The sequence below is a fragment of the Gellertiella hungarica genome (genome assembly GCF_014197145.1).
Classification (GTDB): domain Bacteria; phylum Pseudomonadota; class Alphaproteobacteria; order Rhizobiales; family Rhizobiaceae; genus Gellertiella; species Gellertiella hungarica.
The window spans coordinates 1-12,216 of record NZ_JACIEZ010000005.1; the positions used below are offsets into that span (position 1 = coordinate 1).

The following is a 12,216-nucleotide window of genomic DNA, read 5'->3' on the forward strand; positions in this document are numbered from 1 at the left end:
TGTGAAGGTGACGGCAGCAGAACCAAATGCGGAAGGCGCGAAGACCCTCATGCCGGCGCCGGTCTTCTTGAGCGACAGGTTGAAAAGGCGCATGCCTTCAAGCTGCACATCAAACCTTGCCAAGGCATTGCCGCCAGGCGGTGCAGGTCGCATCGCTAATATTTTCATTCATTCTCCCTTTTAGGCGCATGACGGCGCGCCGCCGACATCTGTCGGCGGGGTGTCACTGGTTGGTGATTTGGTTGTGGGGGGGAGGGTGGTTAGGCTGCGACGGTGAGCTGCTGTGCCGGCATCGCGGCGTACATGCAGTGACCTATTTCAGAGAAGACTGAGTAAAATCTTGCGGGCTTGTCACCAAAGTAGGTGAAGACCTGTCCCATCTGAAGCGTACCTCCGTTTCGTTTCGTCGGAGACTCGAAGCGGATGCGCCCTCGTGTGAAGCAGAAGGCGCCTGCAGAATCGAACAAAGACGCGAACCATGCCGTGTCGGTGGCATTGTTCGTCAGCACAATTGCCTCCGTGACGCGCCCTGACCTATACTCGGAAATGAGCTTGGATGCGAACCTCGGCATGAGGTCGCGACTGTAAGGTGGATTCATCCAAACCTTGCCGTGCCAATCCTTATCCAGACCGTTTGTTTCCGCCGTGTAGTAGGTTGCTGCGCGAACCGTGCGCTGCGCCGTTGCGTTGCTGGCCGGGTCTGTATCAATCGCGCCCATAACTTCACGCGCCATTTCAACGTAGCGTGCCGGCGTGTACCATTCGTTGTCGCCGGAGAATTTAGGCTGGTAGACTCGGGGTCCCGGCTCGTTGCTGTTTGCCGCGTGGATGAACCCACTCATGCCGCCGCCCTCGCCTTGCCATTGTCATTATCCGCAATGCGTTTGGTCGCGATCCAGGCATCCAGGTCATCAGTAGTATAAACAACGGTGCGACCAATCTTGACGAATGTCGGCCCGCCGCCGTAGCAGCGGAATTTGTCCAGTAGCGATTTTGAAACTCCTAGGTATTCGGCGGCCTGTGGTGCTCGTAGGTTTTTCATATTTTCCTCCTGTGCTTGCGGATTGCACGGAGATATATCGACCTTCTTGTTTCCCATTAATACTGGGTCATTCCCGGGACAGTTTTCTAGCAGCCATCTGTATCGCGCGCTCGGCTTTCCACTCAAACGGCAGCCGTCGAATTTCGTCAGCAACTGGGGCTTTTCGAGAAAGGCTATTCAAAGCGGTTTTTTTCGAAATCTCGCCCTTGGACTGTCGCTCGATCGTACGGGCCGCTTCCGACTGGGTTTTGGCCTGGCGCATCTCACTCTTCATTCGCGATCGCAGGATAAAGTTACCCATCCCAACTGGTCGCCCGCCCACACTATCGCGATCTACGGGCGTTTCAATCTTGAATAGCGGCTCATGCTTCAGCGCCAATTCCAGCGCTAGTTGCCGCCATCCTTCAGCGTTCGGCTCTAGGCCGTTGTGCGCACGAAGAAGTGCATCGAGGCGTTCGGCCATCTCTCCAGCAAGCACGGTTTCATCGGTGTGCTCCGTTACCGCCATCGGGGGGCGCCCAAGGACTTCGACCCACTCTGGATCCTCTTCCATCACGTCCCTCCAATCGCGGTTGCTATCTTCCCAGCGATCATATTCGCAGCCGCCCTTTGAGGATTCACGTCCACGTGAGCGTAGCGTTGAGTAGTGGCCGCATCCGCATGGTGGAGCAGCTTGCCGATCGTCAATAGTGACATTCCATCGCCAGCGCCAACGGATGCAAATGTGTGACGAAGGTCGTGGATGTGAACATCGTTGATGCCGGCGCGTGCTGAAATCGCCGCCCATGGCTTCTTTAGATCGGCACGCGGCTTCTCGTCCGGCAGCGCAGCAGATTGGCCGGCAATCACGTAGATGCCTACCCGCGGGATGCTGTTTATCTCGCCTTGCGCCGCTTCTGACAAGACAACAGTTTTTCGTCCGGTCTTTGAATCCGGCAAGTTTAGAAGACCGCGAGTTGAATCGTATTCTGTCCACCTTAGGTTCAGGATCTCGCGCAGGCGGCAACCCGTCAGCATCAGCAGCCGGATTGCACCTGTGACGTGCGGACCGTAAACGGTACGGCTGTTTCTCGTGGCGTGCTTTTTGTCTGATGCCTTGTAGGGGATGCCGACCGTCTCCGCCTCACGCAGCGCATCTCCCAAACGAGCCATTTCATCTTCCGTCAGATAGCGCTCGCGCTTCACCTCTTTATTCTTGTCGATGCCTGATGCCGGATTCATGCCTTCTGGAACGAGGCCCCGCTTCGCCCCCCATACGAAAGCAGCCGAAAGCAGTGCCATGGCGCGATTTGCGGAGTACTTGGCCTTGCGGCTCATTTTGTCGTGCGCCCTCTGCACGTCGATCCGCATCAAGGCGACGGCCTTAGTCGATCCAATGTGGGGCACGATCTGCGTCTTCAGAGTTGTCCTGTAAAAGGCCCGCGAGGACTCCTTCATTTCCTTCCCTGAGATGTACTCCTCGACCAGCTCGGCCACAGTCATGCTGGCGCGGCCATCGGCGCGGTCCTTCGCCAGATCCTTTCCCAGCCCAGCCATGGCGATGGCTCGGCGGGCCGCTTCGCGCGCCTCATTGGCCTTGAGCACGCCGACGCGCCCGAGTTTGATCCGCTTCTTCGCGCCCCCCGCAACAGGGCGAAACTCGGCGAAGTAAGTCCCGGTGCCGCCTGGCGTCCTGTACAGACCGAAACCGGGCAGCTCTCGATCAAAATAGAACTTCGTCTTATTCAATGGCGCCGCCTTCATGAGCTCCGCAACGGTTTCGGCGGTAATCTTCAGGTCGCTCAAACCATACCTCCAAGAAATTTATAGCCATATTGTAGCCAGCATTTTGGATGCGCACTCGAATTAGTCAAGGGGCCTTATGTTTCATGCTGTTGGATTATCTATTATTTTTACGCTTCATGAACGACCATGAATGGCTATAAAACAGCCTCAATAAAACTGGGGGTCAAGGGGTCGTCGGTTCAAATCCGGCCACCCCGACCATTTAATTCCGGATCGAACGAGCCCCCAGCTCGTCGATCTCTTCTCCTGAAAACCAATGACTTGGAACGGTCTGCTCCCGTGGAGCTTCCGTATCCGATATCCTTGTGTCTACTGGTGCACATAACGATCCCCCAAATTGGGGGATGACGTTAACCCGGTGTTTACTCCGAAACTTAAGCCATGGCTTAACAATTAGCGGTAACTTCTCGTCAAGGAGATGCGTCCTGCCGCGTGGCCGGAGTTCCGCATCGAAACCGAGCGAGCGGACCGATGATCGAACGCAATGGCATGGAAGGCCCACAGCCCCGCTTCAGGCGGGTTGTCGTGGCCATGGCCCTTTTCATTGCCTTTGTTCTGGCGCTGACGGGCGTGGGAACGCTGATGTTCTCCGATATAATCCGCTCCGCGACAAATATCGATGACAATCGCTCCAAACTCGCCGCCCGCATGGCCCTGCTCGCCCTGAAGACCCGCATCGGCGGCACCGTCCAGGACAACGCGGTCTGGGCGGATGCCTACGATGCGATCCACTCCGATACGGTGGCCGGATGGGTGGAGGAGAACTGGGGCGCCGTCAGCGGCAGCTATCCGCTCTATGACGGCCTCGTCATCTTCGACAGATCGGCAAAACCGGTCATCGCCTATCACAAGGGCAAGGCCGGGGCGCCCGAGGCGGTCTTCCGGTCCTCCCTCAGCGAACAGGTGGCACAGGCCTATGCGCATCCCGAAAAGGCCGTGACAGCCTTCGCCTCGACGGTGAGCGGCGTTGCAGTCACCGGCATGCAGGTGATCCAGCGGGAGGAAGGCGGCCCCATAAGCGCGAGCGACAAGGTGCTTGCCTTCTACAAGCTGCTCGGCCCGGAGGTGATCAGCGAGATCAGGCAGGAACAGAGCCTTCTCGAGCTCAGCGTCTCCAGCAAGCCCGCCAACGGCATGCTGTCGATGCCTATCAGCGGCGCCGACGGCGAGGTCCTGTCCTATCTGGCCTGGCGCAGCGCCGATCCCGGAGAGTTGCTCTATCAGCGAGCGAAGCCTCTGGTGGCGCTTTCCATCCTGGTGCTCGTGCTCTTTGTCTGCGCCGGGGCCTACATGGCCTACGACGAGAGCCAGCGCCTCAGCCGGTCGGCGCGGCGGGCCTGGGCACTCGCAACCCATGATTCGCTCAGCGGGCTCTTCAATCGCAGCGGCTTCCTGGCGATGGTGGAAGACAGGCGCGGCGCGGACGGCAGAGCCCCCGGCGCCCTCTTCCTGCTCGACCTCGACGGCTTCAAGGCGGTGAACGACAACTGGGGACATCCGGTCGGCGACACGCTGATCCGCGAGGTCGCCGCCACGCTTTCGAACTGCCACCCGGACATCCGCCTGGTCGCCCGTTTCGGTGGAGACGAATTCGCGCTCTACACGGATGCGGCTGACAGGGCCGCCGAGATCGGCGACGTGGTTCTTTCCCTTTTCCGGCAACCGTTCACCGTCCGCGGCCTCACGATAAAGGTCGGCGTCAGCATCGGAATTGCCGATAGCGACGGTAGAATCGCGACCGAGGAGATGCTGCGGCGGGCCGATATCGCGCTCTACGACGCCAAGGAAAACGGCAAGGAGCGCGTCGTGATCTACGACCGTGCGCTGGGGGATGCCAAGGCGGCCGAATATCGCCTGGAGCGGGATCTGCGCAATGCGATCGAGACGGGAGACGTGTTCCCGTTCTTCCAGCCGCTGGTCGACGCGCAGACCCGGACCCTCGTCGGTTTCGAAGCCCTGGCCCGCTGGAACCGCCCGCACGATCCGATCACGCCCGACCGCTTCATCGCCCTTGCCGAGCGATCCGGCCTGATGGACATGCTGGGTGCCACGTTGCTGGAGCAGAGTCTCGAGGAAGCGGCCAAGTGGAAGGACTATCTCCTCTCGGTCAACATCTCGCCCCTGCAGCTCTGCAATCCCCGCTTCCCGTTGCAGGTCGAGAACCTGATAGCCAAGACCGGTTTCGATCCGCACAAGCTCACCATGGAAGTGACCGAAGGCGCGCTGATTGCCAATCCGGAACAGGCGCGCAGCGCGATCCACGCCCTCAAGAAGCTGGGCATCCGCTTTGCGCTTGACGATTTCGGCAGCGGCTATGCCAGCATCGGCGTGCTGCGCCAGTTTGGTTTCGACCGGATCAAGATAGACCGGTCGCTGGTTGTTGCAGCCGATGAAACGGAAAATGGTGCCGCCGTCATACAGGCGACCATCGCTCTTGCGCGGGCGCTGGACGTGCCCGTCACCGCCGAGGGCGTGGAACGCCAGGAACAGGCGGATTTCCTGACGCTTTCCGGCTGCGATCAGCTCCAGGGCTTCCTGCTCGGCCGGCCGGCTTCGGCATCCCAGGTTTTCCGGGATTTTCCCCTCGGGACAGACGGAAAACCGATGGCCCGCGCCTCCTGAGGGGTGTCCGCCATCGGAGACAGCACCACCCATGGCGTCACGCGGGTGTAATGAAGCGAAGCTATAGCGCTTGAGCGGCCGAAAGGCCCGCTTCGTTTCTCCCTCCCCGAGGATGACCCATGACTGCGAATTCCCTGACGAAGAGCATTGCCACGCTGGTTTCCGCGATGCTCGCCACCTCCGCCCTCTCCCACACGGCCCGCGCCGAAAGCCTTGACGAGCTTGCAGCCGCAGCCAAGAAGGAAGGGGAACTGACCGTCATCGCCCTTCCCCACGACTGGTGCGGCTATGGCGCCGTGATTGCCGGCTTCAAGGCCAAGTATCCCGAAATCAAGGTCAACGAACTGAACCCGGACGCGGGCTCGGGCGACGAGATCGAAGCCATCAAGGCCAACAAGGGCAATATGGGACCGCAGGCACCCGATGTCATCGATGTCGGCCTGGCATTCGGCCCGCAGGCCAAGGCCGAAGGCCTGATCCAGCCCTACAAGGTCTCCACCTGGGACGAGATCCCCGCCGACGTGAAGGATGCGGAAGGCTACTGGTATGCGGACTATTACGGCGTCATGGCCTTCGGCATCAACAAGGACCTGGTGAAGGAAAGCCCCAAGGACTGGGAAGACCTGCTGAAGGCGGATTATGCCAATGCGGTCGGCCTCACCGGCGATCCCCGCACGTCCAACCAGGCGATTCTCGCGATCATGTCCGCGGGCGCTGCCCGTGGCGGCGCTCTGGGCCAGGAATCGGCCGAAAAGGGCCTGCAATTCTTCAAGGAACTGAACGAGAAGGGCAATTTCGTGCCTGTCTCCGGCAAGACCGCGACCATTGCACAGGGCCAGACGCCGATCGTTGCCGCCTGGGACTACAACCTGCTTTCCTGGCGCGACAATCTGAACGGAAACCCGGACATGGAAGTCGTCATTCCGGCCTCGTCATCGCTGGCGGGCGTGTACGTCCAGGCCATCTCGGCCTATGCGCCCCATCCGAACGCCGCCAAGCTCTGGATGGAGTATCTCTATTCCGACGAAGGTCAGCTCGGCTGGCTGAAGGGCTATTGCCATCCGGCCCGCTTCAACGCGATGTCCAAGGCGGGCAAGATCCCTGCCGATCTTCTCGCCAAGCTGCCGCCGGCGGAGTTCTACGAGCGCGCCGTGTTCCCCACCGTGGAGCAGCAGGAAGCCAACAAGAAGATCGTTGCCGAGAACTGGGACAAGGTCGTCGGCGCTGAGGTCAAGTAATTCCTTCCCCGGAAAGACGGGGGGCCTGCGAAAGCCGGCCCCTCGTGTCACGCTCCCTCGGCGCGCGCCGCCAGGAACCGCTTCTGCTCCTCGATGGCTTCGGCAACAAGTGATGCGAGCGCCGGCGATCCCACCTCCTCCGCGTGACGCAGCGACACATGACGCAGCGCCTTGCCGGTTCCCTTCAGCAGTCCGTCAGGATCGGGCAGATGCGCCCCGCGATAGAAGCCCAGATTGACATGCGCGCGGAAGGGCATGGCATCGGCATAGGCCTCGCTCATCTTCCGCGGCCCAAGTCCCCAGCTGACCGCCCTGTCGCCCGGCCGCGAGACCTCCACGCCATCAGGGTGCAGGCGGAGAACGAGTGAGCGGATGGCTTCCAGCAGCGCCGCATGTTGCGGCTGCAAGGCAACGATATCCCTGAATTCCGGCTGCACGACACCCCTCCCCGCTGCCGTCGTCTTCTTCAGAGCCTGTGGCGTGCCTCCCATTCGGGGCGCAATATCGCCAGGATCAGCTCGTCGTGGTGCTCGCCGTAGAAATAGGCGTTGCCACGGGCGACACCTTCGGCAATGAACCCGGCCTTTTCGTAGGCGCGACGGGCGCGCAGATTATCGGGAAAGCAGCCGATCCACACCCGATAGGCGTCCGTGGCGCCGAATATTTCCGCCAGAGCGGCCGAAACCATGCGGCTGCCGATGCCGCCGCCGGGCGCTTCCACGGCCACGCGCTTGATCAGCGTCACATGGTCGGGCGAACCCCACCCCTTGACCAGCACGAAACCGAGCCGCCGCCCGGCTTCGCTGGCGATGAAGTAGCGGTAACCGGGATCGGCCATCGCCTCCCGGTGCTGGGGAGCCTCCCAACGGCCGACGAGGCGGTCGTAACCGGGCATCCGCTCCACGTCCATGATGTAGGCGATGTCGTCCGGGTTTGCCGCCTGCAGGTCCAGCGTCATCAGCGCACCTGGTCGAGCAGGCGCTTGCATTCCAGCAGATCGTAAAGAGCTTCCTGCAGCAACGCACGGTCCTCCTTGTTCACGCTGCCCTTGCCGAGGGAAACTTCGGGCACATCGTCGTCACCACCGCCGAAATTGAAGAAGCGACGGGTGATCGGCGCCTTCGCGCGACCGACGATCTGGTCTTCTTCGGGCACATGCACCTTCGGCTCGGCGGCGGGCTCCTCGCCTGCTGCGGCAAGGGCCTCCACGGTGGCGAGGTCGCCATTGGCAATCGCCGCCACGAACTTGTTGCCGTTGGTCTTGAGCAGCTTCTGCACGCCCTTGATCGTGTAGCCGTGATCGTAGAGCAGATGACGGATACCCTTCAGAAGGTCGACGTCATCCGGGCGGTAATAGCGGCGTCCGCCGCCCCGCTTGAGCGGCTTGATCTGCGGAAAGCGCGTCTCCCAGAAACGCAGCACGTGCTGCGGCAGGTCGAGATCGTCGGCCACCTCACTGATCGTACGAAAAGCATCCGGGCTCTTGTCCAACATCCTCTCCCTGGCAAGCGGTCGAAGAAAATCACCTGCACGTCGAATCGTCCTGATTTCAACGATTTGTGTCGGAAAATTCAAGCGCTATGCGATGCATGAACCGAAGCTTGTCCGGGAAAACCCGGAAAGGCCCGGGCGGCCGGCGGGAAACGCCAGTCTTTTCAGTCCAGCACCATGCCGTGCGATGGTCTCAGCTGGCCGGGTTCTGCGGCTTCAGCTTCGCCTTGCGCTGTGCATGTGCCTTCAGGATCCGCTGCTTCAGCACGTTCGATGCCTTGAAGGTCATCACGCGGCGCGGGGAGATCGGCACTTCCTCCCCGGTTTTCGGGTTGCGGCCGATGCGCTCGTTCTTGTCGCGCACCTGGAAGGTTGCAAAGGAAGACAGCTTGACCGTTTCGCCACGCACGATGGCGGCGCAGATTTCGTCGAGCACCGTCTCGACCAGCTCAGCCGATTCCGTCCGGGACAAACCGACCTTCCGGAACACGGATTCCGCAAGATCTGCCCGAGTTACTGTCTTTCCAGCCATGATTCCCCGCCCAGTTTCGTTCTTTTGATTGTGAAACCGGTGCAAAGATTATTGCCCTTGTCCGTCACGGTCAAGCGCCTGTTGGAAAACACTTAATGATCACGGCGGCTTATGCCGAAATGGCACGCTCGAGAGCTCCGCAACCTCCGGTCAGCATGGCGGAATGCCGCCACGCATTGCCCTGACCGTTGCGTGCCGCAACCGCGCCTCGCCGGTCTTGCTCGCTGCGTTACCAGCGCAGCAGCACGGCCCCCCAGGTGAAACCGCCGCCCATGGCCTCGAGCATGACCAGATCGCCCTTCTTGATGCGCCCGTCCGCGGCAGCGGTGGCAAGCGCCAGCGGAATGGATGCCGCCGAGGTGTTGCCGTGAAGATCGACTGTGACGACGACCTTTTCCATCGGGATGCCGAGCTTCTTGGCAGAGCCTTCGATGATGCGACGGTTGGCCTGGTGCGGTACCAGCCAGTCCAGATCGTCTGCCGTGGTGCCGGTGGCTTCGAAGGCCGAGACGATCACGTCGGTGATCATGCCGACGGCATGCTTGAAGACCTCGCGTCCCTCCATGCGCAGATGTCCGACCGTGCCCGTCGTGGAGGGGCCGCCATCGACGTAAAGCTTTTCCTTGTGGGCCCCGTCGGAGCGCAGGCTCGCGGTGAGGATGCCCCGGTCGGCGCAGGTTCCCGGCTGCTCTGTGGCCTCGAGAACCACGGCGCCTGCCCCGTCACCGAAGAGCACGCAGGTCGTGCGATCGCTCCAGTCGAGGATGCGGGAGAAGGTCTCGGCACCGATCACCAGGGCGCGCCGGACCATTCCGCCACGAATGTAGCCGTCGGCCGTCGCCATCGCAAAGACGAAGCCGGAGCAGACGGCCTGCACGTCGAAGGCGAAGCCGTGATGCATGCCGAGCCGGTTCTGGATGTTCACGGCCGTTGCGGGAAAGGTGTTGTCGGGGGTCGAGGTGGCGACGATGATGAGATCGATGTCGTCGGCCGTGAGGCCGGCATTCGCAAGGGCTGCCCGTGCCGCATCGGCACCGAGCGAGGCCGTCGTCTCGCCTTCACCCGCGATGTAGCGCTGACGGATGCCTGTCCGCTGGACGATCCATTCGTCCGACGTATCCACACGCTTCTCGAGGTCCTGATTGGTCACCACCTGCTTCGGCAAGGCCGTGCCGAAACCGCGTACTACTGCCCGGATCATTCCTGTCTGTCTCCGCCGCTCATGCAACGCCCTGGCCGGCGCGCGGCGGGTACTTGGCATGATAGATTTTCAAGTCGTTTTCGATCTTCTGGTTCAGGCCGTTGCGCACCATGTCGTAGCCGACATCGATGGCAGCCGCGAAGCCTTCCGCGTCGGTACCACCATGGCTCTTGATCACGACGCCATTAAGGCCGAGGAACACGCCGCCATTGACCTTGCGCGGGTCGAGCTTCTCGCGAAGCATGTCGAAGGCGCCCTTGGCGAGGATGTAGCCGAGACGCGAAAGCCAGGTGCGCGACATGGCCGCGCGCAGGTAGCTGGCGATCTGCCTTGCGGTCCCTTCGGCGGTTTTCAGCGCGATATTGCCGCTGTATCCTTCGGTGACGACAACATCGACAGTGCCCTTGCCGAGGTCGTCGCCTTCGACGAACCCGGTGTAATCGAGCGTCTCGAGCTGGGCCTCGCGCAGCAGCCGGCCGGCCTCGCGCACCTCTTCCTGTCCCTTCACCTCCTCGACGCCCACATTCAGCAGGCCCACCGTGGGGCGATTGACCTCGAAGAGCGCGCGCGCCATGGCGCTGCCCATGATGGCGAAATCGATCAGCTGCTGGCTGTCAGCGCCGATCGAGGCGCCCACGTCGAGCACGACGCTCTCGCCCTTCGCCGTCGGCCAGATGGCGGCAATCGCCGGCCGTTCGATGTTGGCCATCGTCCGCAGGCAGAACTTCGCCATGGCCATCAGCGCGCCGGTATTGCCCGCCGAAACCGCGACATCCGCATCTGCAGTCTTCACGGCTTCGATCGCGCGCCACATGGAGGACACATAGCGTCCGCGACGCAGCGCCTGGCTGGGCTTTTCGTCCATGCCGATCGCCACTTCGCAATCGTGGACGGTGCTCTTCGCCTTCAGCTTGGGGAAGCGGTCGAGCAGAGGGTCGATCTGCGCCTTTGCGCCGTACAGGAGGAACTGCACGTCGGGGTGCCTGTCGAGTGCGATGGCTGCACCGGGAATGACGACATCAGGACCGAAATCCCCACCCATGACGTCTAGAGATATTCTGATCACGCGTTCCTGATCCTTGTCTGCCGGCATTCCTGCGTCATTGGGCCAAAATAACCGTCTCAACCCTGCTTACAACAGAATTATGTCGGAACTCCAACCCGGTTCAGTCCTTTTTCCAGTCCTTTAAGGCGGCAAAGGGCGATGGCCGGCGGTCATTCGTGCCGTCGTCCTCGATGTGATCCCTGAAATCGATGCCCTCCTTGCGGGGATAGGGATCGATGGCGAGCGCAGCAAACTCCGCCACCACCTCGCCGGCATCAATGGAATCGCCGTGGAACAGTTCGGGCGCATCGGGTCCATCGGGATCGACCACCATTTCCCCCTGCCCGTCGAGGGTGATGCGCGCAAGCTTGGACCCTTCCGGAATGAAGATCTGGTCGATCGTTTCCTCTATATGGGCCGGAAGTGGATCGAGGGTCACGATGCAGTTCTGCACGATATCCGCGCGCACGGTGCCCCTGATGCGAATCCCGTCCTTCTTCCAGCGGGCGATCTGGAGTTCCGCCGAAAGCCCGTCCACCTTCTCGACCTGCCAGAGACGCGCCAGGCCCTCGCGTTCCTTCTCGTCCGCGGAGAGCGTGACCGTGACGGGATTGGCGGAGATGTGACCCACCTTCACCACGTAGGAGAAGGGCGTCTCGGCATTGGAAATCTTCGGTGTCTTCATGGTTCAGGCTCCCTTCTTGCCGGGGGCGGGAAACCGCATGGTTCCCGTGGCGAGGCTGTCTTCGGGCTCGGCGGCCAGAATTGCCTCTGCCTCTATCATGTAGTCGGCCAGTGCACGCATGTCGGGCGCATCGCTTTTGCCGGGATGGATGTTGCGGGCCAGCGCCGCGGCCAGCGCTGCCGCATCCCCTTCGTCCAGAGCCTTGGCGTAGGATTCAAGCCGCCCGTAAAACATGCCGGCAAACTTCTTCATGCGCTTCGGCACGGCCGGATCGCCGATCCCGAGCTCGCGAATCGCGTGGTCGAGATCCTGGAAGAAGGCGTCGACGATCTCCTGGGCGAGTTCCTGCCCGGAGGTATCGGACTTCCGCGTGCGCCGGAAGAACAGGATCATGACGATGGAAACCATCTCGAAACGGCCCATGACCGTGTCCGGAACATCGTAATCGAGGAAGAACACCGGATCGCGCGACACCGTCGTCAGCGCGTCGTACTGGCGCTTCATGATCGCCTGATTGTGTTTCCTGTTGCGGAACAGTCCGAAAATCATGGAATTTCCCGAGATTTACAGCATCA

At 61.4% G+C, this 12,216-nt stretch carries 14 protein-coding genes; 2 read left to right on the forward strand and 12 right to left on the reverse strand.

Annotated features, from left to right (window positions below):
- Positions 1–260: 260 nt before the first annotated feature.
- The 4 genes from GGR23_RS13255 to GGR23_RS13270 are packed head-to-tail and all read right to left on the reverse strand — an operon-like array spanning position 261 to position 2,827.
- Positions 261–842 (reverse strand): DNA N-6-adenine-methyltransferase, encoded by a 582-nt coding sequence (locus GGR23_RS13255; protein WP_183366778.1) that lies wholly within the window; start codon positions 840–842, stop codon positions 261–263.
- Positions 839–1,099 carry a helix-turn-helix transcriptional regulator gene (locus tag GGR23_RS13260; protein ID WP_246365414.1) on the reverse strand — a complete coding sequence of 87 codons (261 nt, stop codon included), beginning with the start codon at positions 1,097–1,099 and terminating at the stop codon, positions 839–841. The genes GGR23_RS13255 and GGR23_RS13260 overlap by 4 nt, the downstream gene beginning before the upstream one ends.
- Positions 1,100–1,109: 10 nt before the next feature.
- On the reverse strand, positions 1,110–1,595 hold the full coding sequence (locus GGR23_RS13265) for a hypothetical protein (RefSeq protein ID WP_183366779.1): 486 nt from the start codon (positions 1,593–1,595) through the stop codon (positions 1,110–1,112).
- The gene (locus GGR23_RS13270; RefSeq protein ID WP_183366780.1) at positions 1,595–2,827 is read right to left on the reverse strand and encodes a tyrosine-type recombinase/integrase; all 1,233 of its coding nucleotides are present in this window, start codon (positions 2,825–2,827) and stop codon (positions 1,595–1,597) included. Before GGR23_RS13270 ends, GGR23_RS13265 begins: the two co-directional genes overlap by 1 nt.
- 471 nt (positions 2,828–3,298) lie before the next feature.
- Between GGR23_RS13270 and GGR23_RS13275 the strand changes: the two genes are divergently transcribed.
- Positions 3,299–5,449 (forward strand): bifunctional diguanylate cyclase/phosphodiesterase, encoded by a 2,151-nt coding sequence (locus GGR23_RS13275; protein WP_183366781.1) that lies wholly within the window; start codon positions 3,299–3,301, stop codon positions 5,447–5,449.
- A gap of 167 nt (positions 5,450–5,616) precedes the next feature.
- The gene (locus GGR23_RS13280; RefSeq protein ID WP_183367048.1) at positions 5,617–6,687 is read left to right on the forward strand and encodes an ABC transporter substrate-binding protein; all 1,071 of its coding nucleotides are present in this window, start codon (positions 5,617–5,619) and stop codon (positions 6,685–6,687) included.
- A 47-nt stretch (positions 6,688–6,734) separates the two neighbouring features.
- On the opposite strand, the gene GGR23_RS13285 is transcribed toward GGR23_RS13280, so the two are convergent.
- The 8 genes from GGR23_RS13285 to GGR23_RS13320 form a co-directional block, all read right to left on the reverse strand.
- Entirely contained in the window at positions 6,735–7,124 is a 390-nt protein-coding gene (locus tag GGR23_RS13285; RefSeq protein ID WP_210296971.1) for a DUF1801 domain-containing protein, read from the reverse strand.
- Positions 7,125–7,153: 29 nt separating this feature from the next.
- Positions 7,154–7,645 (reverse strand): GNAT family N-acetyltransferase, encoded by a 492-nt coding sequence (locus GGR23_RS13290; protein ID WP_183366783.1) that lies wholly within the window; start codon positions 7,643–7,645, stop codon positions 7,154–7,156.
- The gene (locus GGR23_RS13295) at positions 7,645–8,181 is read right to left on the reverse strand and encodes a MerR family transcriptional regulator (RefSeq protein WP_183366784.1); all 537 of its coding nucleotides are present in this window, start codon (positions 8,179–8,181) and stop codon (positions 7,645–7,647) included. Before GGR23_RS13295 ends, GGR23_RS13290 begins: the two co-directional genes overlap by 1 nt.
- A 190-nt stretch (positions 8,182–8,371) precedes the next feature.
- The gene (locus GGR23_RS13300) at positions 8,372–8,710 is read right to left on the reverse strand and encodes an integration host factor subunit alpha (protein ID WP_183366785.1); all 339 of its coding nucleotides are present in this window, start codon (positions 8,708–8,710) and stop codon (positions 8,372–8,374) included.
- 229 nt (positions 8,711–8,939) lie between these two features.
- The gene (locus GGR23_RS13305) at positions 8,940–9,911 is read right to left on the reverse strand and encodes a beta-ketoacyl-ACP synthase III (RefSeq protein WP_183366786.1); all 972 of its coding nucleotides are present in this window, start codon (positions 9,909–9,911) and stop codon (positions 8,940–8,942) included.
- Positions 9,912–9,930: 19 nt separating this feature from the next.
- Positions 9,931–10,977: a phosphate acyltransferase PlsX gene (gene plsX / locus GGR23_RS13310; protein WP_183366787.1), complete on the reverse strand. Its 1,047-nt coding sequence runs from the start codon at positions 10,975–10,977 to the stop codon at positions 9,931–9,933.
- A gap of 100 nt (positions 10,978–11,077) precedes the next feature.
- A complete protein-coding gene (locus GGR23_RS13315) occupies positions 11,078–11,641 on the reverse strand; it encodes a YceD family protein (RefSeq protein ID WP_183366788.1) in 564 nt (187 codons plus the stop codon).
- Between the two features lie 3 nt (positions 11,642–11,644).
- A complete protein-coding gene (locus GGR23_RS13320) occupies positions 11,645–12,190 on the reverse strand; it encodes a ubiquinol-cytochrome C chaperone family protein (RefSeq protein WP_183366789.1) in 546 nt (181 codons plus the stop codon).
- Positions 12,191–12,216 lie beyond the last annotated feature (26 nt).

Coding starts and splice junctions, on each gene's coding strand:
- GGR23_RS13300 (WP_183366785.1), bottom strand. CDS start 8,710: ATGGCTGGAAAGACAGTAACTCGGGCAGATCTTGCGGAATCCGTGTTC.
- GGR23_RS13260 (WP_246365414.1), bottom strand. CDS start 1,099: ATGGGAAACAAGAAGGTCGATATATCTCCGTGCAATCCGCAAGCACAG.
- GGR23_RS13290 (WP_183366783.1), bottom strand. CDS start 7,645: ATGACGCTGGACCTGCAGGCGGCAAACCCGGACGACATCGCCTACATC.
- GGR23_RS13280 (WP_183367048.1), top strand. CDS start 5,617: ATGCTCGCCACCTCCGCCCTCTCCCACACGGCCCGCGCCGAAAGCCTT.
- GGR23_RS13295 (WP_183366784.1), bottom strand. CDS start 8,181: ATGTTGGACAAGAGCCCGGATGCTTTTCGTACGATCAGTGAGGTGGCC.
- GGR23_RS13305 (WP_183366786.1), bottom strand. CDS start 9,911: ATGATCCGGGCAGTAGTACGCGGTTTCGGCACGGCCTTGCCGAAGCAG.
- GGR23_RS13265 (WP_183366779.1), bottom strand. CDS start 1,595: ATGGAAGAGGATCCAGAGTGGGTCGAAGTCCTTGGGCGCCCCCCGATG.
- GGR23_RS13275 (WP_183366781.1), top strand. CDS start 3,299: ATGATCGAACGCAATGGCATGGAAGGCCCACAGCCCCGCTTCAGGCGG.
- GGR23_RS13315 (WP_183366788.1), bottom strand. CDS start 11,641: ATGAAGACACCGAAGATTTCCAATGCCGAGACGCCCTTCTCCTACGTG.
- GGR23_RS13255 (WP_183366778.1), bottom strand. CDS start 842: ATGAGTGGGTTCATCCACGCGGCAAACAGCAACGAGCCGGGACCCCGA.
- GGR23_RS13320 (WP_183366789.1), bottom strand. CDS start 12,190: ATGATTTTCGGACTGTTCCGCAACAGGAAACACAATCAGGCGATCATG.